General features: G+C 67.1%; 22 protein-coding genes and 1 pseudogene. 7 read left to right on the top strand and 16 right to left on the bottom strand.

Annotation, left to right across the window (positions count from 1 at the left end; translation table 11 throughout):
* Positions 1-2: 2 nt before the first annotated feature.
* Positions 3-110: a mycofactocin precursor MftA gene (mftA, locus tag AC5Y6Y_RS06160; protein ID WP_463825799.1), complete on the bottom strand. Its 108-nt coding sequence runs from the start codon at positions 108-110 to the stop codon at positions 3-5.
* 87 nt (positions 111-197) lie between these two features.
* On the opposite strand from mftA, the gene mftR reads away from it, so the two are divergent.
* The 4 genes from mftR to AC5Y6Y_RS06140 are packed head-to-tail and all read left to right on the top strand — an operon-like array spanning position 198 to position 3,639.
* A complete protein-coding gene (mftR, locus tag AC5Y6Y_RS06155; RefSeq protein ID WP_473139332.1) occupies positions 198-791 on the top strand; it encodes a mycofactocin system transcriptional regulator MftR in 594 nt (197 codons plus the stop codon).
* Complete coding sequence (locus tag AC5Y6Y_RS06150) at positions 788-1,837, top strand: DUF2332 domain-containing protein (protein WP_473139333.1); 1,050 nt, start codon at positions 788-790, stop codon at positions 1,835-1,837. Before mftR ends, AC5Y6Y_RS06150 begins: the two co-directional genes overlap by 4 nt.
* A 54-nt stretch (positions 1,838-1,891) precedes the next feature.
* The gene (locus AC5Y6Y_RS06145) at positions 1,892-2,401 is read left to right on the top strand and encodes an RNA polymerase sigma factor (RefSeq protein WP_473139334.1); all 510 of its coding nucleotides are present in this window, start codon (positions 1,892-1,894) and stop codon (positions 2,399-2,401) included.
* Complete coding sequence (locus AC5Y6Y_RS06140; RefSeq protein WP_473139335.1) at positions 2,398-3,639, top strand: VOC family protein; 1,242 nt, start codon at positions 2,398-2,400, stop codon at positions 3,637-3,639. Before AC5Y6Y_RS06145 ends, AC5Y6Y_RS06140 begins: the two co-directional genes overlap by 4 nt.
* Here the strand turns inward: AC5Y6Y_RS06140 and AC5Y6Y_RS06135 are convergent.
* The 9 genes and pseudogenes from AC5Y6Y_RS06135 to AC5Y6Y_RS06095 all read right to left on the bottom strand — a co-directional run bounded on the left by AC5Y6Y_RS06135 (position 3,636) and on the right by AC5Y6Y_RS06095 (position 12,887).
* Positions 3,636-4,808: an NAD(P)/FAD-dependent oxidoreductase gene (locus AC5Y6Y_RS06135; protein WP_473139336.1), complete on the bottom strand. Its 1,173-nt coding sequence runs from the start codon at positions 4,806-4,808 to the stop codon at positions 3,636-3,638. The genes AC5Y6Y_RS06140 and AC5Y6Y_RS06135 overlap by 4 nt on opposite strands.
* A 25-nt stretch (positions 4,809-4,833) precedes the next feature.
* A complete protein-coding gene (locus AC5Y6Y_RS06130; protein ID WP_473139337.1) occupies positions 4,834-5,652 on the bottom strand; it encodes a mycofactocin-coupled SDR family oxidoreductase in 819 nt (272 codons plus the stop codon).
* A 66-nt stretch (positions 5,653-5,718) separates the two neighbouring features.
* A complete protein-coding gene (locus tag AC5Y6Y_RS06125) occupies positions 5,719-6,522 on the bottom strand; it encodes an SHOCT domain-containing protein (RefSeq protein WP_473139338.1) in 804 nt (267 codons plus the stop codon).
* Between the two features lie 369 nt (positions 6,523-6,891).
* A pseudogene (locus tag AC5Y6Y_RS06120) lies at positions 6,892-7,494 on the bottom strand (PE family protein); the annotation flags it as partial.
* 174 nt (positions 7,495-7,668) lie between these two features.
* Positions 7,669-8,859: an elongation factor Tu gene (gene tuf, locus AC5Y6Y_RS06115; protein ID WP_463825790.1), complete on the bottom strand. Its 1,191-nt coding sequence runs from the start codon at positions 8,857-8,859 to the stop codon at positions 7,669-7,671.
* Between the two features lie 109 nt (positions 8,860-8,968).
* The gene (gene fusA, locus AC5Y6Y_RS06110) at positions 8,969-11,074 is read right to left on the bottom strand and encodes an elongation factor G (RefSeq protein WP_463825789.1); all 2,106 of its coding nucleotides are present in this window, start codon (positions 11,072-11,074) and stop codon (positions 8,969-8,971) included.
* A 71-nt stretch (positions 11,075-11,145) separates the two neighbouring features.
* On the bottom strand, positions 11,146-11,616 hold the full coding sequence (rpsG, locus tag AC5Y6Y_RS06105) for a 30S ribosomal protein S7 (protein ID WP_065159461.1): 471 nt from the start codon (positions 11,614-11,616) through the stop codon (positions 11,146-11,148).
* Positions 11,616-11,990, bottom strand: coding sequence for a 30S ribosomal protein S12 (rpsL, locus tag AC5Y6Y_RS06100; RefSeq protein ID WP_055578870.1), 375 nt, complete (start codon positions 11,988-11,990; stop codon positions 11,616-11,618). The genes rpsG and rpsL overlap by 1 nt, the downstream gene beginning before the upstream one ends.
* A 246-nt stretch (positions 11,991-12,236) precedes the next feature.
* Entirely contained in the window at positions 12,237-12,887 is a 651-nt protein-coding gene (locus AC5Y6Y_RS06095; protein WP_463825788.1) for a TetR/AcrR family transcriptional regulator, read from the bottom strand.
* A 210-nt stretch (positions 12,888-13,097) separates the two neighbouring features.
* On the opposite strand from AC5Y6Y_RS06095, the gene AC5Y6Y_RS06090 reads away from it, so the two are divergent.
* Positions 13,098-13,415 carry a DUF3060 domain-containing protein gene (locus AC5Y6Y_RS06090; protein ID WP_463825984.1) on the top strand — a complete coding sequence of 106 codons (318 nt, stop codon included), beginning with the start codon at positions 13,098-13,100 and terminating at the stop codon, positions 13,413-13,415.
* Positions 13,416-13,449: 34 nt separating this feature from the next.
* Entirely contained in the window at positions 13,450-13,956 is a 507-nt protein-coding gene (locus AC5Y6Y_RS06085; protein WP_473139339.1) for a DUF3060 domain-containing protein, read from the top strand.
* Between the two features lie 120 nt (positions 13,957-14,076).
* On the opposite strand, the gene AC5Y6Y_RS06080 is transcribed toward AC5Y6Y_RS06085, so the two are convergent.
* From AC5Y6Y_RS06080 to AC5Y6Y_RS06060, 5 genes are read right to left on the bottom strand one after another with little or no spacing between them, the layout of a single operon-like run.
* Positions 14,077-14,838 carry a crotonase/enoyl-CoA hydratase family protein gene (locus AC5Y6Y_RS06080; protein ID WP_473139340.1) on the bottom strand — a complete coding sequence of 254 codons (762 nt, stop codon included), beginning with the start codon at positions 14,836-14,838 and terminating at the stop codon, positions 14,077-14,079.
* On the bottom strand, positions 14,835-15,557 hold the full coding sequence (locus AC5Y6Y_RS06075) for a PaaX family transcriptional regulator C-terminal domain-containing protein (protein WP_463825785.1): 723 nt from the start codon (positions 15,555-15,557) through the stop codon (positions 14,835-14,837). The genes AC5Y6Y_RS06080 and AC5Y6Y_RS06075 overlap by 4 nt, the downstream gene beginning before the upstream one ends.
* Positions 15,558-15,561: 4 nt before the next feature.
* Positions 15,562-16,500, bottom strand: coding sequence for a crotonase/enoyl-CoA hydratase family protein (locus AC5Y6Y_RS06070; RefSeq protein ID WP_473139341.1), 939 nt, complete (start codon positions 16,498-16,500; stop codon positions 15,562-15,564).
* A 28-nt stretch (positions 16,501-16,528) separates the two neighbouring features.
* On the bottom strand, positions 16,529-18,157 hold the full coding sequence (locus AC5Y6Y_RS06065; protein WP_473139342.1) for an acyl-CoA dehydrogenase family protein: 1,629 nt from the start codon (positions 18,155-18,157) through the stop codon (positions 16,529-16,531).
* Between the two features lie 50 nt (positions 18,158-18,207).
* Positions 18,208-18,963 (bottom strand): deoxyribonuclease IV, encoded by a 756-nt coding sequence (locus AC5Y6Y_RS06060; protein ID WP_463825782.1) that lies wholly within the window; start codon positions 18,961-18,963, stop codon positions 18,208-18,210.
* Between the two features lie 50 nt (positions 18,964-19,013).
* Here AC5Y6Y_RS06060 and AC5Y6Y_RS06055 point away from each other — a divergent pair, with 50 nt between their 5' ends.
* Positions 19,014-20,921, top strand: a complete 1,908-nt coding sequence (locus tag AC5Y6Y_RS06055; RefSeq protein ID WP_473139343.1) for a neutral ceramidase — start codon at positions 19,014-19,016, stop codon at positions 20,919-20,921.
* Between the two features lie 41 nt (positions 20,922-20,962).
* Here the strand turns inward: AC5Y6Y_RS06055 and AC5Y6Y_RS06050 are convergent, their stop codons facing one another.
* The gene (locus AC5Y6Y_RS06050; protein WP_473139344.1) at positions 20,963-21,841 is read right to left on the bottom strand and encodes a type IV toxin-antitoxin system AbiEi family antitoxin; all 879 of its coding nucleotides are present in this window, start codon (positions 21,839-21,841) and stop codon (positions 20,963-20,965) included.
* Positions 21,842-21,890: the final 49 nt, after the last annotated feature.

Genomic DNA, 21,890 nt, shown 5'->3' with positions numbered 1-21,890 from the left:
GGTCAGTAGACCCCGCACATACCGTCGATGGACACCTCTTCGACCAGCGTCTCGGAGACCAGCTCGGTCTCGTTCTGGTTCTCGTTGTCCATCGTGTCGTCGTTGTTCACAGCGTTCCCTTTCGCGCGGGTCTCGACAATCCTGAGTGGTTCTGGTCACAATATGGCATCGAGTGCCGAAAAGGAAGGGCGGGGGCGATGCTGCACGGGTCACGGGTCGGCCGGCGCCGCTCGACGACTCCGCTGCACATCGCCGACATCGCCATCGACCTGTTCGCCGCCCGCGGTTTCGCCGACGTCAGCGTCGACGACGTCGCGCAGGCGGCCGGAATCTCCCGGCGCACCCTGTTCCGCTACTACGCCTCCAAGAACGCGATCCCCTGGGGAGAATTCGACAGCTACCTGAGCCAACTGCAGGAGCTGCTGGACGACGCAGACCCTGCGGTGCCGCTGCGCGAAGCACTGCGCACCGCGCTGCTGGCCTTCAACACCTTCGACGAATGCGAAACGGCGCGACACCGCCAACGGATGCGGGTGATCCTGGAAACCGCTGAGCTACAGGCATATTCGATGACGATGTATGCCGGCTGGCGCGAGGTGATCGCCGGGTTCGTCGCGGCCAGGACGGGGACCAAGACCACCGATCTGCTGCCCCAGACCGTCGCCTGGACGATGCTCGGCGTCGCACTGAGCGCATACCAGTACTGGCTCAGCGACGAGTCATTGGCGTTGCCGGCCGCGTTGGGCAACGCCTTCGACGTCGTCGGCACCGGGCTGGACGGGCTCGGGTGAGCCGCAACGCACACCTGCTACACACGCTGCGCTCCCAGGGCCGTTTCTGCGCAGCCGCCGGGTCGACCATGTACGGCGAGCTGTCCGAGCGGGTGGCCGCCGACGTGGAGTCCGGCGGCGTATTCGCGACCGTCCTCGCCGGCTACCACGACGCGCCCGCCGGGCACGCGGTGCCGCTACGGCTGCTCGGTGGCCTGCACCGGCTGGTGCTCGACGGACGGGCACCGCAACTGCGGCGCTGGTATCCCAGCATCGGCGGCACCTGGGATGCCGAAGCCGCGTGGCCGGAGATCCGCCGGGTGGCCGCCTCGAGCGTCGAGGCGTTGCGCGCATCGCTACAGCAGCCGCCGCAGACGAACGAAGTGGGCCGGGCAGCCGCCCTGATCGGGGGTCTGCTCTGCATCAACCACGATTTCGGTTACCCGATAAGGCTTTTCGAGATCGGCGCGAGTGCCGGACTCAATCTGCGGGCGGACCGGTATCACTACCGGTACCCCGGCGGGCGGTGGGGCCCGAACGACTCCCCGGTGCTCATCGACGGGGCGTGGCAGGGCCAGTTGCCGCCCGGGGGCGAGGTGCGCATCGTCGAGCGGTGTGGATACGACATCGCCCCCCTGGACGTCACCGGCACCGATGGGGAACTGACCCTGCTGAGCTACGTGTGGCCCGATCAGGACGCCCGGATGCAACGCCTGCGGGGGGCCATCGCGGTCGCCCGCGAGGTGCCGGTGCAGGTGCAGCGCCGGACGGCAGCAGATGCGGTGCAAGGGCTCACCCTGGCCGACGGGACGCTGACCGTGCTGTGGCATTCGATTACCTGGCAGTACCTGTCCGCCGAGCAGCGGGCTGCGGTGCGCGCCGGCATCGACGAGGTCAGTGGCCGCGCCACCGCCCGATCCCCGTTCGCGCATCTGACCATGGAGCCGGCCCGCGACGGACCCGGTGCGCCGCTGAAGTTCCTGGTGCGCGCGGCCCGGTGGCCGGGCGCGGATAAGCCGGTGCTGGCCGAGTGCCATGCGCACGGCCCGCCGGTGCGCTGGCAGTAGAAATTTCTTCGGACCGGGCGTCGGATTTCGGGCCGTCAACGCGACGATAGTGGTGTGAGCGCCCAACCAGACCGCCACGGCGACGCGGCCCGTGCGCTGTTGGCGCTCTACGACACGGCACTGCCGGTGGTGTACGGCTACCTCGTGCGCCGCTGCCGCGATCAGGGCACCGCCGAGGACCTCACCTCGGAGACCTTTCTGGCCGCGATGGACGCGGCCCGCAAGCCGGACCCGCCCCCGATCGCGGTGCCGTGGTTGCTCGGAGTCGCGCGACACAAGCTGGCCGACCACTACCGGCGCCGAGCCGATCCCGAGCCGGTGGCCGAACCACCGGTGGATGCCGTCGACGAGTGGGACGCCGAACTCGATCGGCTGGTCGCCGAGAGTGTGTTGACCCGGTTGAGCGATTCGCACCGCACCGTGCTGGTGCTGCGCTACATGGACGACTGCAGCGTGGGCGAATGTGCCGCACTTATCGGGCGCACCGTGCATGCGACCGAGGCACTGCTGGTCCGCGCGAAAAGAGCGTTCAGAAAAGAGTATCCGGAAGGAGGCACGTCATGAGTCGGCCCGACCCGTTGCGCGTGCTGCACACCGTTGACCTTCCGGTGCAACCCGATCCGGCCTTCGCCGCGCAGTTGCGCCGGCGGCTGGCGGCCACCTTGGCACTACCCGCAGAAAGGATCGACATGACCAGTACCACCAATCCGCAGGGGACCGAGGTAGTTCCGCGGCCCGCGGCGCTGCCCTACCTGTGCGTGGCCAACGCCCGCAGTGCGCTGTCCTGGTACACCGACGCCTTCGGTGCTGTGCTCGCCGGTGAGCCGATTGTCATGCCGGACGGCCGAATTGGGCACGCGGAGATCGCATTGGCCGGTGGCGTGCTCTACCTGGCCGACGAATATCCCGAGCTGGGCTTGAGAGCTCCTGAGCCAGAAGCGGTTTCAGTGAGCCTGATGCTCCAGGTGGCCGACACCGATGCGGCGCTTCGGCGGGCGCGTCAACACGGCGCCGAAGTGGTACGCGAGATCGGTGAAAGTCATGGGTCGCGCAACGCGACCATCGTCGACCCGTTCGGCCACCGCTGGATGCTGACCGGACCTGTCGGCGCTGTGATTCAGCCGGGCGACCTCGGATCCATCTCGATGCGGGTGCCCGACGCAGATCGCGCAGCCGCGTTCTACGGTCACGTCCTGGGCTGGAGTTACGACCCCGGGACGCATCGGGTGACCAACACCGACCTGCCGACCGGCATCCACGCCGCCGCGGGGCGGCCGACCCTGATCTGCTGCTACGCGGTTGCCGACCTGACGACCGCCCGCGCAGCGATCACCGCAGCCGGTGGCACACCCGGCGAACTACGTCAGACCGAGCGCGGCACACTCCTCGATGCGACGGATTCGCAGGGCGCGGCCTTTGCCGTCCTGGCAGCGACACCGGGACGGAAACGCCCGGAGCTCAACGGGTCCGGGCCCGGGGAGCTGTCGTATGTCACCTACGAGACGGCCGATTCCGCTGCGTTCCGCGACTTCTACGGTCAGGTGCTGGGGTGGACTTTCGCACCGGGCCGGATTGCCGACGGGTGGCAGGTGCTGGACGCCCACCCGATGTCGGGTGCTGCGGGCGGCAGCACGCAGCCGGGTGTCGTACCGATGTGGACCGTCGCCGACATCGAGGCTGCGGTGGCGCGGGTCCGCGCGGCCGGCGGCACCGTGCTGGCCGAACCGTCGCAACAGCCCTACGGGCTGTCTGCCGAATGCGCCGACGACCAGGGCGCGCGGTTTTACCTGGGGCAGTTCTAGCCGAGCATCTCGGCGATGGGCGTGGCGTTGGCGATCTTGGCGCGGACCTTCATCACCTTGCCGGGCAGGCCGCCTCCGACCACCCCGACGAACACCCCGTCGCGCTCGTAGTACGCCAGGAACTTGCGCCCGTCGTCCTCGATGAGGTGCACGATGTCGGTGGCCTCGGGTTCCCCCAGGCACTGGATCTTGACGTCGTACTGGTCGCTCCAGAAATACGGGACGACGACGTTGGACGGCACCTCGGCCCCCAGCATGGCGGGCACCACCACCCGGGCCTGGTCGGCAACGTTGCTCCAATGTTCCACGCGCGCTTGGTGTCCCGTCGCATCCTTCCAGGAAGCAACGTCGCCGAGTGCCCAGACGTGCGGCGCGCTGGTGCGTCCGGCCTCGTCGCAGACGACGCCGTTGGCGACGTCGATGCCGCTGTCGGCCAGCCAGTCGGTGGCCGGCAGTGATCCGATGCCGACGACCACCAGGTCGGCACTGATCTCGGCGCCGTCGGTGAGCACCACCGTGTCGACGTGACCCGCGCCGCGGACCTCGGCCACTCCGAGTCCGGTGCGCACGTCGACGCCCTCGGCGCGGTGCAACCGGGTGACCAACGCACCGATCTGCTCGCCGAGCACCGATGCCAGCGGTGTCGGCTGCGGTTCGACCAGGACCACGTCCACGCCGAGGCCGCGGAGGCTGGCCGCCACTTCGCAGCCGATGAACCCGGCACCGATGACCACCGCTTTTCTCGATGCTGCCGCATGGGTGCGCAGCGCCATGCTCTCGTCGAAGGACCGCAGCACCCGGACGCCCTCGAGATCAGGAAAGCTCGGGATGCGGCGCGGCACCAAGCCGGTTGCGATGACCAACTCGTCGTAACCCAGCTCGCTGCCGTCGGCCAGGCTCACCGTCTGAGCGGTGGTGTCCAGACCGGTGGCCGCCGCACCAAGTCGCAGCGTGATGTTCTTGTCGTCGTACCACTCGCGCGGCTTGAGGGCGACGTCGTCGACCTCGCTGCGCAGCACTTCCTTGGACAGCGGCGGCCGGTCGTAGGGCAGGTGCACTTCGTCACTGACGATGGTGACAGGGCCGTCGTACGCTGCCCGGCGCAATTGCTCGGCGGTCCGGGCGGCGGCAAGCCCACCCCCGACGATCACGATTCCGTTGTTGGTCACGTGGAGTTCATAGCACGATGGCCGGTCAGTACTTTAGGGCACCCTTATCCACAGGTATCTGCGTGCCCGACAACGTGCCCGAGCCGGCGCCCGCCAACCACACCACCACATCGGATACTTCGTCGGGGCTCATAAACCCCTTGTACTGCATCGGCATTGGCGGGAAGGCGTGTACGAACCGGGGATGCCTGGCAAACACCTCCATCATGGCCTCCGGCTCGATCATCGGGGTGTCGACCGAATACGGGTGGATGGAGTTGACGCGGATTCCGAACTCGCCGAGTTCGATCGCCAGCGTATTGGTGAGCGCGGTGAGCCCGTATTTACTGGCCGCGTAATGCCCGTTGCCTGGCGTGGCCTTGATACCTGCTGCGGAGCTGACCACCACGATGGCACCACCGTTGCCGGCTTCGATCATCGCGGGGATGGTGGCCCGCAGGGTGCGCCAGGTGCCGGTCAGATTGACCCCGATCACGGTGTCCCACTGCTCGTCGGTGAGCTCCCACACCCGGCCCCAGCCCAGCACGCCGGCGTTGGCGACCACGACGTCGAGCCGGCCGAACTGTTCCACGCCGTCGGACACCAACTTTCGCAGCGCTGCGTCGTCGCGGACGTCGACCTCCCGCGCCAGCACCTTGCGACCCTCGGCCTCGACGGCACGGACGGTCTCGGCCAGGTCCTCCGGCGTGGACGGGGGGTAGGTCAGATGGTCCGAGACCGGGGCGCAGATGTCGGAGGCGATGATGTCGGCGCCCTCCCGGGCCAGCCGCACCGCGTGCGACCGACCCTGGGCGCGCGCGGCGCCGGTAATGAAAGCGACCTGTCCTTGCAGTGATCCAGCCACGTGTCGTCCTTTCGCCGCTGTCAGGCTAGCAGCGAAACTGAAACGTGTTCTAGTGCGTCCCGCAGATCAGATTTCGGCGATGATCTGAGCCCGGCGAGTGGCGTATTCGTGGTCGTTCAGCACACCGTCGGCCCGCAGCGACTCCAGCTCCTGCAGCCGGTCGGCGATCGAGGCCTGCGGAACCACGAACTCCGCGGCCGGCGCCGCCTGCTGACCGGCTGCCCGACGCACCACGGCCAGGACCTGCTGGCGCAGCGCCGGATGGGACCGGATATCCACCATGCGGTTGAACGGGAGGTTGTTGGCCTTGAGGATCTGCAGGATCTCCAGCAGCGGGCCGGCCTGTCCGCTGAGGTCGTAGGTCCGGTTGTCTTCCTCGACGGTGAACTGGGCGGGCAGCTGGCCGGTGACCAATGCGCTTCGCTCCCAATCGATTTGGTATTCGTTCGAGCCGGGATCGACCAACACCACGCAGTTACGGGAAGTCAGTATGCCCAGCCGGCCGACGCTGGCTCGCACCCGGTCCTCGCTCTCGAACGGCGCGATGCCGGGCCCCGAGATGTGCAGGCGCACCTTGACCACCGGTTGGTCGTTGATCGAGGTCCCGGTTTCGGTGAGGCCGATGATCTGTGCCAGCGCCAGCACCCCGTGCTGCTCCAGGAACTCCGACCTGGCCTGCGCGTTTGCCCCGTAGTAGGTCAGCGCTATCGCGATCAGCACATCGGCGATCGTGATGAGCAGGCCGACGTAGAACATCCAGGACATCCACTGGCCCAGCCCGGCGGCAAAGTAGACGACCAGGAAGATCGGCCCCACCAGACCACCGCACAACAGCACCAGCAGTTGCATCTTGATATACCGCGCCAGCATGTGACCGCCCTTTGAGACGCCGGAAAGTTGCTGCCACAGTAACGCCCGCGGTCCGGCTACCGATCACAAGAAGAATCTGTTACCGCCCGGCGAATTGACACCGGTGGTGATCCCTGGCCCACCGTTGCCGCCGTCGACGCCAAGCAGGAACCCGCGGTGACCGCCCGCTCCGCCGACGCCACCCAGGGCACCGAATTCCAAATACCCCAAGCTCGATCCGCCTGATCCACCGGGGCCACCTGTTCCGCCGTCGCCGAATATCCACGCCGACCCACCCGCGCCGCCGGCGCCACCAGCGGAGGCATATATGCCTGTGAAGGCACCGAATTGGTACTGCGCACTGGCCCCGGTGCCACCCCGTCCGCCGGCACCGCCGTCGCCGTACAACAGACCACCACGCCCACCCGCTCCTCCGTTCGTACCGGCGCTATACCCGGTGCCGTCCGGCCGGAAGGCGCCGTTGTATCCGGCACCGCCGGCACCACCATTACCGAGCAGGCCCGCCGAGCCGCCTCGTCCGCCGGCCATTCCGATGGCATTGCTTGCGCCGCCGGCGCCGCCGTTGCCCCACAGGATCCCGCCGTCCTCGCCGGCCAGTCCGGGTGCCCCTGCTCGCCCGTCACCGATCAGCGGGCGGCCCAGCAGCAGTCGGGTGGGGGTGTTGATCGCGTCGAGCAGTTGCTGTTGCACGTTGGCAGCTTCGGCCGCGGCGTACTGCGCAGCGCCACCGTTGAGCAGTTCGACGAACTGGTCATGAAAGAGCGCCGCTTGTTCGCTCACCACCTGATAGGCCTGCGCATGCGCATTGAACAACGACGCGACCGCGGCCGACACCTCGTCGGCTCCAGCGGACAGCACCGCCTGGGTCGGCAGTGCGGTGGCGGCGTTCGCAGCACCGAGGGTAACGCCGATCCTGGCCAGATCCGCCGCGGCGGCGGATACACAATCGGTTGTGGCAGTAACGAACGACATTCGACCCTCCTGACTCGGACCCGGTGTGAGCTGAGCCTACGGACGGGCGCTGCCATGCGCTTGCGTAGTCGACTACCCCAAAAAGGCAGCAGACGCAAACGCCCCCGAAAACCTTCGCTTTCGGGGGCATTTGCGTCTGGCGGCCGGGCGTGGCCCGGGCAACGCTGTCAGAAATTACTTGATGATGTTGGTGACCCGGCCGGCGCCGACGGTGCGGCCACCTTCCCGGATCGCGAACCGCAGGCCCTCGTCCATGGCGACGGGCTGGATCAGCTTCACCGAGATGTTGGTGTTGTCACCGGGCATCACCATTTCGGTGCCCTCCGGCAGCGTCACCACACCGGTCACGTCGGTGGTGCGGAAGTAGAACTGCGGACGGTAGTTGTTGAAGAACGGCGTGTGCCGGCCGCCCTCGTCCTTGGACAGGATGTAGACCTGGCCCTCGAACTCGGTGTGCGGCGTGGTGGTGCCGGGCTTGATGACGACCTGGCCGCGCTCGACGTCTTCACGCTTGACACCACGCAGCAGCAGACCGACGTTGTCACCGGCCTGGCCCTGGTCGAGCAGCTTGCGGAACATCTCCACACCGGTGACCGTGGTCTTGGTGCTGGTCGGCTTGATGCCGACGATCTCGACTTCCTCGTTCACGTTGACCACGCCGCGCTCCACACGACCGGTGACCACGGTGCCGCGGCCGGTGATGGTGAAGACGTCCTCGACGGGCATCAGGAACGGCTTGTCGGTGTCGCGAACCGGGTCCGGGATGGACTCGTCGACCGCGTCCATCAGCTGCTCGACGGACTCGACCCACTTCGCGTCGCCCTCGAGCGCCTTGAGCGCCGAAACCCGCACGACCGGAGCCTCCTCGTCGAACTCCTGGGCGGCCAGCAACTCGCGGACCTCCAGCTCGACGAGCTCGAGCAGCTCCTCGTCGTCCACCGCGTCGGACTTGTTCAGGGCGACCAGGATGTAGGGCACACCCACCTGGCGGGCGAGCAGCACGTGCTCACGGGTCTGCGGCATCGGGCCGTCGGTCGCCGCGACCACCAGGATTGCGCCGTCCATCTGGGCGGCACCGGTGATCATGTTCTTGATGTAGTCGGCGTGGCCGGGGGCGTCGACGTGCGCGTAGTGACGCTTCTCGGTCTGGTACTCGACGTGCGCGATGTTGATCGTGATACCGCGCTGACGCTCCTCGGGGGCGTTGTCGATCTGGTCGAACGCCTTCGACTCGTTCAGGTCGGGGTACTTGTCGTGCAGGACCTTGGTGATAGCCGCGGTCAGGGTGGTCTTGCCGTGGTCAACGTGACCGATGGTCCCGATGTTGACGTGCGGCTTGGTCCGCTGGAACTTCGCCTTCGCCACTTCTGTGTCCTCCTGGACTGTTGGTGCTTAAAAAAGCAGTGTTGATTTTTCTGGTTTTGTTCTTGCCGCGGTGCTAACCGCGTCAGCCTACTCGCAGGCTTCTCCGGGCCTACTCCCCCGTCGCCTTCGCGATTATTTCCTTCGACACGTTCGCCGGCACTTCGGCGTACGAGTCGAACACCATGGAGTAGTTCGCCCGGCCTTGCGTCTTGGACCGCAGGTCGCCGACGTAGCCGAACATCTCCGACAGCGGCACGTGCGCCCTCACGACGCGCGCACCGGCCCGCTCCTCCATGGCCTGAATCTGACCACGGCGGGAGTTCAGGTCGCCGATCACATCACCCATGTAGTCCTCGGGGGTGGTGACCTCGACGGCCATGATCGGTTCCAGGATCACCGGCTGGGCTTGCGCCGCAGCCTTTTTCAGCACCTGCGAACCGGCGATCTTGAACGCCATCTCCGACGAGTCGACCTCGTGGAAGGCGCCGTCGAGCAGGGTGACCTTCAAGTTCACCAGCGGGTAGCCGGCCAGCACGCCGTACTGCATCGCGTCCTGGGCGCCGGCGTCCACCGACGGGATGTATTCCCGTGGGATGCGCCCACCGGTGACCTTGCTCTCGAACTCGTAGGTCGCGCCGTCCTCGCTGGTGAAGGGCTCGAGGGAAATGAGCACCTTGGCGAACTGGCCCGAGCCGCCGGTCTGCTTCTTGTGGGTGAACTCGACCTTCTCCACGGTCCGCTTGATGGTCTCCTTGTAGGCCACCTGCGGCTTGCCGACGTTCGCCTCGACCTTGAACTCGCGGCGCATCCGGTCCACCAGGATGTCCAGGTGCAGCTCGCCCATGCCGCCGATCACGGTCTGGCCCGTCTCGGCGTCCTGGTGCACCTTGAAGGTGGGGTCCTCTTCGGCGAGCTTCTGGATCGACAGGCTCAACTTCTCCTGGTCGCTCTTGGTCTTGGGCTCGATAGCCACCTCGATCACCGGATCGGGGAAGGTCATCGACTCCAGCACGATCTGGTTGTTCGGGTCGCTCAGGGTGTCACCGGTGGTGGTGTCCTTCAGGCCGATCACCGCGTAGATGTGACCCGCCGACGCGGTCTCCACCGGGTTCTCCTTATTGGAGTGCATCTGGAACAGCTTGCCCAGCCGCTCCTTCTTGCCCTTGGTGGCGTTGATGACCTGGCTGCCGGAGTCGACCTTGCCCGAGTACACCCGGACGTAGGTGAGCTTGCCGAAGAACGGGTGCGAGGCGACCTTGAACGCCAGCGCCGAGAACGGCTCGTCCGTCGACGGCTTGCGCACGATCTCCTCGTCCTCTTTGCCCGGCGGGTGGCCGATCGCCGGCGGCACGTCGAGCGGGGAGGGCAGGTAATCGATGACGGCATCCAGCATGGGCTGCACGCCCTTGTTCTTGAACGCGCTACCGCACAGCACCAGGTAGGCCTCGGAGTTGATGGTGAGCTTGCGCAGCGCACCCTTGATCTCCGCGGTCGACAGCTCCTCGCCGCCGAGGTACTTCTCCAGCAGCGTCTCGTCGGTCTCGGCGACCGCCTCGATCAGCTTGGTGCGGTATTCGTCGGCCCTCTCCTGAAGGTCGCCGGGGATGTCGACAGTCTCGTAGGTCTCACCGAGCTTGGTCTCGCCGCGCCACACCTTGGCCTTCATCTCGACCAGGTCGACGACGCCCTCGAAGTCGCCTTCGGACCCGACGGGCAACTGGATCGGGATGACGTTGGCGCCCAGGCGCTCTTCCATCGTCCGGACCGAGAAGTAGAAGTCGGCGCCGATCTTGTCCATCTTGTTGACGAAGCAGATCCGCGGCACGTCGTATTTGTCGGCCTGCCGCCACACCTGCTCGGATTGCGGCTCGACACCCTCTTTGCCGTCGAAAACGGCCACGGCACCGTCGAGAACACGGAGGGAACGCTCCACCTCGACGGTGAAGTCGACGTGGCCCGGGGTGTCGATGATGTTGATCTGGTTGTCATTCCAGAAGCAGGTGGTCGCTGCGGACGTGATGGTGATGCCGCGCTCCTGTTCCTGCTCCATCCAGTCCATGGTTGCGGCGCCGTCGTGCACCTCACCGATCTTGTAGCTGATACCGGTGTAGTAGAGGATGCGCTCGGTCGTCGTTGTCTTGCCGGCGTCGATGTGCGCCATGATGCCGATATTGCGGACCTTCGTCAGGTCGGTCAGCACGTCCTTCTGTGCCACAGAAGTCTTCCCACTCTTTCGTTGCTCAGTAAATCGCTATCGGTTGCACCCAGCGTGTCCGCTGGTGGCTGTCACCAGCGATAGTGCGCGAAGGCGCGGTTCGCCTCGGCCATCTTGTGGGTGTCCTCACGCCGCTTGACGGCGGCCCCGAGGCCGTTGGAGGCGTCCAGGATCTCGTTGGCCAGCCGCTCGATCATGGTCTTCTCCCGGCGCTGCCGCGAGAAGCTCACCAGCCAGCGCAGCGCCAGCGTGGTGGACCGGTCCGGACGCACCTCGACCGGCACCTGGTAGGTGGCACCACCGACGCGGCGGCTACGAACCTCCAGGGCCGGCTTGACGTTGTCGAGTGCCCGCTTGAGGGTGATGACCGGATCGGTGCCGGTCTTGTCGCGCGCCTGCTCGAGCGCCGCATACACGATGCGCTCGGCCAGCGACTTCTTTCCCTGCATCAGCACCTTGTTCACCAACTGGGTGACCAGCTGCGACCCGTATACCGGGTCGTTGACCAGCGGGCGCTTGGGTGCGGGGCCCTTGCGCGGCATCAGCTCTTCTCCTTCTTGGCGCCGTAGCGGCTGCGCGCCTGCTTACGGTTCTTCACGCCCTGAGTGTCCAGCGACCCCCGGATGATCTTGTAGCGAACACCAGGCAGGTCCTTCACACGTCCACCACGCACCAGCACCATCGAGTGCTCCTGCAGGTTGTGGCCTTCGCCGGGGATGTAGGCAGTGACCTCGACCTGACTCGTCAGCTTCACACGCGCCACCTTGCGAAGCGCCGAGTTCGGCTTCTTCGGGGTGGTGGTGTAGACACGCGTGCACACGCCGCGGCGCTGCGGGCTGCCCTTCAGGGCCGCGGTCTTGACCTTGGCGACCTTGTCACGGCGACCCTTGCGGACCAGCTGATTAATGGTTGGCATCTACCGGCTTTCTCTGTTCTCGTTCACGTCAAGTCTCTGTACTGCAGTTATGCCCTCGAAGGGGACCTCGCGCTCCCCCCGCGTGCGGGCGTGTCGCATACGGCCGAGCACCGGAAGCACTCCGATGCTGCGCGGACATGCGAATTAGCCCGGCATTCGTTCCCTTACGTCAGGCGCCGTAAGCCGCCAGGCACGAGCCACCACATTACCCGCCAGCGGTCTGGCAGGTCAAAGCGACGGCGACGGCTAACGGGTCAGGCGGCGATCCCCGGAATGGGGGGTGCGCGAGTCCATGCCGGCCGCCAACCGCAGCACCATGTCAGTGAACACGGCGTCGGTGTCGATGTCGTCCATCACCCCGGTCATCTCCAACAGCACGAAGCCGTGCATCGCCGACCAGAATTCCAGCGCCGCGTAGAACGCCTCGTCGCCCTCCAAACCGTAGGAAGCCAACACCGCGATCACCGGCCCGGCCGCATTCTTGGTCGCGGCGGAATATTCGGGGTCGTCCCCGCCGAAGGGCATCCGGGTGAACGCCGAGTACCGCCCCGGGTGGTGGTGGGCGTAGCTGCGATAGGCGCCCGCCATGACCAGAACGGCATCATCGCGGGCGCGCCCCTCGCCGACCCGATTCAGCATGGTGATGATGTCGTCGACGACCCGGATGCGCACCGCGCGGCGCAGATCCTCGAGGCTGTCCACGTGGTTGTACAACGATGGACCCTTGGTCCCGAGCTGGGTCGCCAGCGCGTTGATGGTCAGGGAATCCCAGCCCTCCCGGTCCAGGAACGTCAGGGCGCCTTCGACGATGCCGTCGCGGCTGAGCTTTGCTTGGCGGGCCCCGGTTCTCCCGCCGCGAGCGCGCCCACCGGACGGCGGATCGGGCTGAGCTGCCATGGCGAATTCGCCCTTCGATCGGAGCTACCGGTGTGGGTCAACTAATGACTCTAGTTGACCGGGCCGCCCAACCCCCGCTGCACAGCAGTTGGGTCTGTCGTCCGAGCGGCCGTTGCCCGTAGGCTCAGACCCACATCTCCCACCCGACGAAGGGGGGCCGCAGTGAAATGGACAGCCGCCGGCGCAGCGCTGGCATGTTGCGTCACCACCATGGCCGTGACCGCCCCGGCGGCGCAGGCCAAGAACGGCGACACCCACATCACCGGGCAGGGCGTGGAGACCACGATTGACTGCAACGATTCCACGCTCATCGTCAACGGGACGTCGAACATCGTCACCGCCAAGGGCACCTGCTGGGCGGTGACGATGATGGGGACGTCCAACACGGTCATCGCCGACACCGTCATCAATGACATCACCGTGTACGGCTACGACGGGACGGTGCTGTATCACAACGGAGATCCGGTCATCTGGGACCGCGGCCGCGAGCTGGGCATGGTCAACCGAATTCAGCGGGTCGGTCCCTGACCGGGGACCTCAACATGGAGGGTATCGAGTAACTATGCGCGCCAATACATTTGGTAACTCCTCTCGAGCTTCACGGGCGGCCGCTGCGGTAGGCGCGCTGGCCATCGTGGCCGCCGGCGGGCTGGTCGCGTGCAGTTCGACCGCCAGCCCACCGGGGGGCAGTACGGCGTCGTCGTCCTCGAGCAAGTCCTCGTCGAGCTCGTCGGGCAGCGGTACCGCGGAGAGCACCAGCGACGAGAACCCCACCCTGAGCACGACGGTCGAGGTGGGTGACACGGTCGTCTACGCCTACATGGGGCAGACCGCCACCATCTCGTGCGAGCAGGGCAAGTCGTTGAACGTGACGGGTTCGGACAACACTCTGACCGTCAACGGCAGCTGCGAGACCGTGAGCGTCGGTGGCACCAAGAACAAGATCACCATCGACACGGTCAACACCCGCATCACGGTGCTGGGGATGGACAACACCGTCACCTACAAGAACGGTGAGCCGAAGGTGAACAAGATCGGCCCCAACAACACAGTGACCAAGGGCGGCTGACCTACGCCGAACACCGCGGGCTGCTGCAGGTCGTCGCGGCGCGCGCGGAACTGGAACCGGTACGTCGGGCGTCGACCCCGGCTGCGAGAGCGCCGGCGACCGGTCCCCCCTCCTCCAACGCTAGGCGCGGGCTCCGTGCCGGCCCGCACCGGCAGCGAAACGTGCTGCGCCGTCCAATGTTTCAGCCGCCACCCGCGACATGCTGCCGAACTCGACATCCATCGCCGCGGCCTCTGTCATGCCCCACTGACCCAGCGCCGACATCCGGTCCGCCCGCAGGCACTGCTGCGGCAGCGCCGCCAGCTCGGCAGCGAGTTCCTCGGCGCGTTGCCGCGCTTGGCCGGTGGGGACGACGCGGTTGGCCAGCCCGATCGCGTGAGCCTCCTCGGCGTCGACGGCGCGGCCGGTCAGGATCAGATCCATCGCGCGGCTGTGGCCGATCAGCCTGGGCAACCGCACCGTCCCGCCGTCGATCAGCGGGACACCCCACCGCCGGCAGAACACCCCGAACACCGCGTCCTCTTCGACCACCCGCAGGTCGCACCACAGCGCCAACTCCAGGCCGCCCGCCACCGCGAACCCGCTGACCGCGGCGATCACCGGCTTGGACAGCACCATCCGGCTCGGACCCATCGGGCCGGGTCCGGTGCGATGCACCGGGTTCGACTCGGGTGTGCCGATCGCCTTGAGATCGGCACCGGCACAGAAGGTTCCGTTGTCGCCCCAGAGCACCGCGACCGACGCCGTCTCATCTTTGTCGAAGTCGTCGAACGCGGCGTGCAGCTCCAGCGCCGTCGGGCCGTCGACGGCATTGCGGGCGTGCGGCCGGTTCATGATCACCGTCGTCACCGGCCCGCCCTTCTCCACTCGCACACCGCTCATCGTCGGGCCTCCGTCAATTCGACACCGTCGCGCCGCGCGACCAGTTCGGCGGCGAAGTCCTGGTAGGAGTGGCGCAGCGCGGCGCCCGGCCAGTCGGCGGGCAGCAGCGCGTCGGGCAGCACCGGGTCGGTCAGCAGGTGGCGCACCACCGCGGCGGCCACGGTGAACCGGGTCGGGATGTCAGCGGCTGCCATGCCGTCCAGCAGCTCGCGGCCCCGCACCGCCCACCCTGACAGGTCCCACAGCTTTGCGGCCAACCCGGGCGGGTCGGCGTCGCGGGCCGTCAGCATCCGCACCCGCTCGACCACCTCCGGGCCCAGGTCGACCACGACGTTGTCCGGACGCATCCAGACCCCCTCCCGCAACTCGCCGAAACGCTTGTCCTGCAGAGTGTTCCGCAGCGAGGCACGGGTGGGCGCGTCGGTTCCGACGCTGGTGACCACCAGCATGGCCCAGCTGCCGTCCCAGTCCCGCCGGCGCGGATTGATGGCATCGTCCTGGCGGCGCTGGCGGGCGAGCAGCCGATCCGAGAGCCGGTAGCCGTCGGCGGACCGGATCAGGTCGCCGGCGCTGACCATGCGGGTCAGGGCCACCCGCAGTGTGGATTCCTTGATACCGAAATCTGCTGTCAGCCGGATCAATTCGCCGGCATTCGCCCAAGCCGGGTGGGCACCCAGCAGCACGCTGAGCACTACCGACCGGGCGGTCATCCTGCGCATGTCGTCAAACCTGGGAGGCGCGCCGGCCGTAGTCGCCGAATGGCTCGTCGCGATGTTTGACCGCCTCGCGGAAACCGTGCTCGACCGCGTCTGCCACGAAGGCATGCCCCTCGGGTGTGTGCCGGGCGACGCCGTCGAAGACGGTACTTACCATCCTGCTGGTGGCCACACCCTGCTGCAGCAGCGGCGCATTCAACGCGAGCTTGATCATGATCAACTGATTGACGGGCAATGCGGCGATGCGGGCCAGCAGGCGCTCGGTGCGCTCGTCGAGATCCTCGGGTGCGGGCGCCTCGACCGCCAGACCCCACTCGGCGGCCTGCGTGCCGGTGATGCAGTCGCCGGTGAACAGTAGGCGTTTGGCGCGCTGGTCCCCCAGTCGGTGCGCCCACAGTCCCGCGGCCGGCACTCCCCAGACCCGGGTCGGCGGGTAGCCGATCTTGGCGTCGGCGGCTGCGATCACCTGGTCGGCGTGCAGCGCGATGTCGGTGCCACCGGCCACGCAGTAACCGTGGATCTTGACCACCGTGGGCTTGTCGGCGTGCATCAGGCTGGCGAAGCCGCGCACGAAGCGGCTCATCATCTGGTAGTCGATCATCGGGTCCCAGGGCTGATTGGGCAGGTGATTGATGCCCTGGGTCTTACCGTCCAGCACGGTGCCGTCATACGCGCCGGTGCCGCCCGCCGAGCCGGTCCGGTCCGCGTAGGCGGACAGGTCGAAGCCGGCGCAGAATCCCTCACCGCGCCCGGACACCAGGATCACGTGCACGTCCGGGTCCAGGTCGGCACGTTCCACGCACGCGGAGAGTTCCAGCGGAGTGTCGGCGATGATCGCGTTGCCCTTTTCCGGGCGGTTGAAGGTGATGCGGGCGATACGGCCGGTGACCTCGTAGGTCATCGTCTTGAGGTGGTCGAAGTCGACCGGCCTGATCGCGTGGGTCATGTGCGTCGCTCCCCGGCGTCGAGGCGCGTCACCCCTTCACCAGCGCACGCTCGATGATGGGCGCCAGGTCCAGCCCGGTTGGCATGGTGCCGAAAGCGCCACCCCATTGACCGCCGAGCCGGGTGGCCAGAAAGGCCTCGGCGACGGCGGGGTGTCCGTGGCGCACCAGCAGCGAACCCTGCAGCGCCAGGCAGATGTCCTCGGCGACCTTGCGGGCCCGGTACTGGATCGTGTCCAGGTCGCCCAGTTGCGGGCGTAACCGCTCGACGTGCGCGTCCTGCCGCGGGTCCTGGCCGGCCGTACCGGCCAGTTCGTCGAACAGCACCTCGACGGATTCGGGCCGAGTTGCCATGGCGCGCAACGTATCCAGCGCACTGACGTTGCCCGAGCCCTCCCAGATGCCCATCAGCGGGGCTTCCCGGTACAACCGGGGCATGCCGGAGTCCTCGACATAACCGTTGCCGCCCAGGCATTCCAGCGCCTCGGCAGCGTGCGGCGTGGACCGTTTGCACACCCAGTACTTGCTGGCCGCCAGCCCGATGCGGCGCAGCAGCGCCTCACGCTGATCGCCGCGGACCGCCTTGTCGGTGGCACCGGCCATCCGCATCGCCACCATGGTGGCGGCTTCGGCTTCCACCGCGAGATCGGCCAGCACGTTGCGCATCAACGGCTGGTCAATCAGGTAGGCGCCGAACGCTTTTCGGTGTTGTGCATGATAGATGGCACGGGTCAACCCGGTGCGCATGCTGGTGGCGCTGCCCAGCGTGCAGTCCAACCGGGTGAGGTTGACCATCTCGATGATGGTCGGCACGCCGCGGCCCTCCTCGCCCACCAGCCAGGCGGTGGCGCCGTCATATTCGACCTCACTGGAGGCGTTCGCGTGGTTGCCGAGCTTGTCCTTGAGCCGTTGCAACAACATTCGGTTGCGGGTGCCGTCGGGCAGGATGCGCGGCAGCAGGAAACACGACAACCCGCCCGGCGCCTGGGCGAGCACCAGGAAGATGTCGCACATCGGCGCCGAGGTGAACCACTTGTGACCGCGCAGGCGGTAGGTGCCGGAGCCGGTAGGAACGGCTTCGGTGGTACCGGCCCGCACGTCGGAACCACCCTGCTTCTCGGTCATCGACATCCCCGCGGTGACACCGGCTTTCGTCGTCACCGGTTTCAGTTCCGGGTCATAGACGCGGCTGGTCAGCAACGGTTCGTAGACGGCGGCCAGGTCCGGATTGAAGCGCAGCGCCGGCACCACCGCGTAGGTCATCGAGATCGGGCAGACGTGGCCGGGTTCGACGTTCCACACCGCCATCTTGGCCGCGCGCACCACGTGGGCGCCGGGCCGGCCGTCGGCCCAGGGGGCGCCGTGCAGACCGTGCGCGATCGCGGTGCGCATCAGCTCGTGGTAGGCGGGGTCGTACTCCACCTCGTCGACGCGGTGTCCCACCCGGTCATGGGTACGCAGGATGGGCCGGTTGCGGTCGGCCAGCTCACCCCAGCGCTGCGCCTCCGGGCTGCCTGCAATCGCCCCCAGTTCGTTCACCTCGTCCAGGCCCCACTGCCCCCCTTCGCGGATCAGGGCTTCGGTCAGGACCGGCGAGGATGCGGGGTTGTAGTTCTCCAGGGGCGGGACCTGATTGGTCACGACGTGCGTATCGGGCATGACCGCAATATTACAGTTTCCCGACAACCGCACAAGACTTGTAATGCGGGTCAGTCACCGATCCGGTCCCGCAGAAAGGCGATGTCGTCCTTGCGGCCCTCCTCGGCCGTCTCGCAGATCACCGGCGCATCCGCGGCCCGGACGACGGCGACGAGCAACTCCGGGTCGATCTGGCCCATGCCGAAGTTGGCATGCCGGTCGGCTCCGGAACCGGCCGCGTCCCGGGAGTCGTTGCAGTGCACCAGGTCGATGCGACCGGTCAGTGCCTTGATCCGCTGGACCGAGTCGACCAGCGCCTCGCCTGCGGCCCACGCATGGCAGGTGTCCAGGCAGAAGCCGATCCCGCTGTCGCCGATGCGGTCCCACAACCGGCCGATGGTGTCGAAGTGACGGGCCATCGCGTGGTCACCGCCCGCGGTGTTCTCCAACAGCACCTGAACGTCGGTTTCCAAGTAGTCGAGCGCCTTGGCCCAACGTTCGAAGCCGGCCGCCATGTCGTCGTCGTCCGCGTGCCCGCCGTGCACGATCACCGCCGTCGCGTTGATCGCCGCCGCGGCGTCGCAGGTGTCCTGCAGGATCTTGCGCGACGGGATCCGGATGCGGTTGTTGGCAGATGCCACGTTGATCAGATACGGCGCGTGCACATAGAGCGGAATGCCGGCCGCTTTCAACGTGTCGGCGTCCGCACGGGGCCTGGGCTTCTTCCAACTCTGCGGGTTCCCGAGGAAGAACTGGACCACGTCGGCGCCGTCTGCAGCGGCCGCAGCCAGGGGATCGTCCTGGTGGACATGTGAACCGATAAGCACTTGGCCAGTTTAGTGAGTTGCGGCAGGCCCGGCGCTTAAGGTGTGAATCCGTGGGCCTTTCAGTCGGACGGGGCATCGCCGACATCACCGGCGAGGCGGCCGACTGCGGCATGCTCGGCTACGGCAAAGTCGAACAGCGCACCGCAGGCATCCACCTGCGACTGCGATCGCGCGCATTCGTCTTCGACGACGGCGGCGCCCGCGTCTTGCTCGTCGTGGCCGAACTGCCGTTGCCGATGCAGAACGTGACCGACGAGGTGCTGCGCCGCCTAGCCAAGTCCTACGGCGACACCTACTGCGCCCAGAACACCGTCATCACCGCCACCCACACCCACGCCGGCCCCGGCGGATACTGCGGGCACCTGCTGTACAACCTGTCCACCAGTGGGTTTCGGCCCGCGACGTTCGGCGCGATCGTCGACGGCATCGTCGAATCGGTCCGGTACGCCCACGACGACCTGGCACCTGCCGAGGTCATGCTGTCCCACGGCGAGTTGCACGACGCCAGCCGGAATCGTTCGCCGTCGGCCTTCGACCGTAACCCGTTGGCGGACAGAGCGTTTTACCCCGACCGAATCGACCCTCTGACCACCCTGGTGCGTATCGACCGCGGCACCGGCCCGGTGGGCGCCATCCACTTCTTCGCCACCCATGGCACCAGCATGACCAACCGCAACCTGCTGATCTCCGGGGACAACAAGGGTTTCGCCGCCTACCACTGGGAGCGCGTCCGGTGCGGTGCGGACTACCTGGCCGGACAGCCCGGCTTCATCTCCGCATTCGCCCAGACCAACCCCGGTGACATGAGCCCCCACGTGGCGGGACCCATCGGCTACGGGCCGGGCACCGCCGACGCGGAGCGGGACCAGACCCGACAGATCGGGCTGGCCCAATTCGCCGATGCCGTAGCGCAATTGGACACCGGGACGCCGATCGGCACCGGGGTCGAATCGCGGTTCACCTACCTCGACCTCAGTGCCGTGCGGGTGCGCGGGGAATACACGCCGGACGGTCGCGAACACCGTACCGGGCGGCCGATGATCGCCGCCTCGATGTTCGCCGGCACGGACGAGGGCGAAGGCTTCCGCGGCTTCCGTCAGGGGCAAAACCCGTTCTGGGACAGCATTTCCCGAATCTTCTACCGGGTTGTCGGGCCGGCCCGTTCGGTGCAGAAACCCAAGGGCCTGGTGGTGCCGGTGCGGTTGCTGAACCGGTTGCAACCGTTCATCCAGGAAGTGGTGCCCGTCCACCTGGTACGGATCGGCCGGCTGTATCTGCTCTGCATTCCGGGTGAACCGACCATCGTCGCGGGACTGCGGTTGCGCCGTACCGTGGCCGCGATCGTCGGCGCCGAGCTCAATGACGTGCTGTGCGTGGGTTATTCGAATGCGTACATCCACTACGTGACCACCCCGGAGGAGTATCTCGAACAGCGATACGAGGGCGGCAGCACCCTGTTCGGGCGGTGGGAGCTGCCGGCATTGATGCAGACCGCCGCCGGACTCGCCGAGGCGATGCGGGACGGCCGGCCGGTGCCACCCGCACCCGGGCCGCCGGCCCACCGGCCGCGCAGTTGGCTGCGCAGCCCGCCCGCCGACCGCGGCTCGTTCGGAGCGGTCCTGGCCGGGCCGGGCGGCCCGCACCGCCGTGGCGAGGCGGTGGAAGCGACGTTCGTCAGCGCGTACCCGAACAACGATCTGCACCGCACCCGGACTTTCCTCGAAGTGGTGCGCGTCGAAGGAGATCGTTGGGTGCGGGTCGCCGACGACGGCGACTGGTCGACCACCTTTCGGTGGCAGCGCGAGGGTCGGGCCGGGTCGCGGGTGCACATCCGCTGGGACATCCCCGGCGATGCGGTACCCGGGCAGTACCGCATCGTGCACCACTACACCACCCGGGACACCCGCGGCCGGCTCGAACCATTCGTCACCTCGACGCAGGAGTTCACCGTCGCCTGAGGTTGGCGAGCAGACGTAAAAGTCCCCAAATCCCTTGCTGATTAGGGGCTTTTGCGTCTGCTCGCCAGGTGGTACTCGAGGCGCTCGGCGAGCCCAACTGGGTCACCGCGGACGTCGTTCACCGTGAACGGAACCGACAACCAGCCGCATTCCTGCAGCCGCGCGGTCTTCAACCGATCATGCAGTAACGCGTCACGCCCCAGATGCCACTGCACGCTGTCGTACTCCGCAGCCAGCATGACATCCGGCCAGGCAAAATCGACGCGCCAGACCTTCCCGTACCGGTCCACGATGCTGTACTGGAGCTGCGGCATCGGCAGTTTGTTATCGATGAACACGAGTCGCGCCTCGCTCTCCATCGGCGACTCGGGCCGTCGGTCGGCGCAGCCGATCAGCTCCCGCACCTTGACGATGCCGCGCCGGCCCTTGTGCTCCCGGATGACTGCGTCGAGTTCCCCTTTGGTGCACGCCTGAATGTGCAACGCCGCGTCCAGCGTGGCCAGGCTGCGCGGCCGCCTCAAACTCCGTGCGACCTCAATCGCCGTCCACGCTGGGGCGGTCGCCAGTCGGCCCTGAACCCGTCGTAGCGGCGCACCGATGCGCTGGTGCACCATCAGACCCTTCGTCGGTCGCATGCGCACACCAGGATCAAGGATGTGTAGCCGCGAGGTGTTCTCCGTGTCGAATCCGTAGAGGGCAGCGGCGGTACCCATGCAAGCGACAATTTGCTCACGAGCCAGCACGTCGAGTGCTGCGAGCTTTCCCAGCACGTCTGGTTCGGCGTGCCCGTAGACGCCATGGCAGACCCGAATGAGCTTGCCTGCCTGAACAAGTCCTGCCAACCGCTTGCGGGTCATGACGGTGAGGAGTTGGGCGGTGGTCGCAAATTCGCCACGCGGCAGCGTGGTCTCGATGTCCATGAACCAGACGATGAAGCCAAACCGGTCCATATAGCTAGGCAGCGATGCG

Source organism: Mycobacterium sp. NGS24 (assembly GCF_059813065.1).
This window is presented reverse-complemented; position numbering and strand designations above follow the sequence as displayed.

Excerpts from the sequence above, each read along its gene's own strand:
- mftR (WP_473139332.1), top strand. The coding sequence starts at position 198 with ATGCTGCACGGGTCACGGGTCGGCCGGCGCCGCTCGACGACTCCGCTG.
- AC5Y6Y_RS06140 (WP_473139335.1), top strand. The coding sequence starts at position 2,398 with ATGAGTCGGCCCGACCCGTTGCGCGTGCTGCACACCGTTGACCTTCCG.
- AC5Y6Y_RS06125 (WP_473139338.1), bottom strand. The coding sequence starts at position 6,522 with ATGCTGGCGCGGTATATCAAGATGCAACTGCTGGTGCTGTTGTGCGGT.
- rpsG (WP_065159461.1), bottom strand. The coding sequence starts at position 11,616 with ATGCCGCGCAAGGGCCCCGCACCCAAGCGCCCGCTGGTCAACGACCCG.
- rpsL (WP_055578870.1), bottom strand. The coding sequence starts at position 11,990 with ATGCCAACCATTAATCAGCTGGTCCGCAAGGGTCGCCGTGACAAGGTC.
- AC5Y6Y_RS06095 (WP_463825788.1), bottom strand. The coding sequence starts at position 12,887 with ATGGCAGCTCAGCCCGATCCGCCGTCCGGTGGGCGCGCTCGCGGCGGG.
- AC5Y6Y_RS06090 (WP_463825984.1), top strand. The coding sequence starts at position 13,098 with ATGGCCGTGACCGCCCCGGCGGCGCAGGCCAAGAACGGCGACACCCAC.
- AC5Y6Y_RS06085 (WP_473139339.1), top strand. The coding sequence starts at position 13,450 with ATGCGCGCCAATACATTTGGTAACTCCTCTCGAGCTTCACGGGCGGCC.
- AC5Y6Y_RS06080 (WP_473139340.1), bottom strand. The coding sequence starts at position 14,838 with ATGAGCGGTGTGCGAGTGGAGAAGGGCGGGCCGGTGACGACGGTGATC.
- AC5Y6Y_RS06075 (WP_463825785.1), bottom strand. The coding sequence starts at position 15,557 with ATGCGCAGGATGACCGCCCGGTCGGTAGTGCTCAGCGTGCTGCTGGGT.
- AC5Y6Y_RS06070 (WP_473139341.1), bottom strand. The coding sequence starts at position 16,500 with ATGACCCACGCGATCAGGCCGGTCGACTTCGACCACCTCAAGACGATG.
- AC5Y6Y_RS06065 (WP_473139342.1), bottom strand. The coding sequence starts at position 18,157 with ATGCCCGATACGCACGTCGTGACCAATCAGGTCCCGCCCCTGGAGAAC.
- AC5Y6Y_RS06050 (WP_473139344.1), bottom strand. The coding sequence starts at position 21,841 with ATGGACATCGAGACCACGCTGCCGCGTGGCGAATTTGCGACCACCGCC.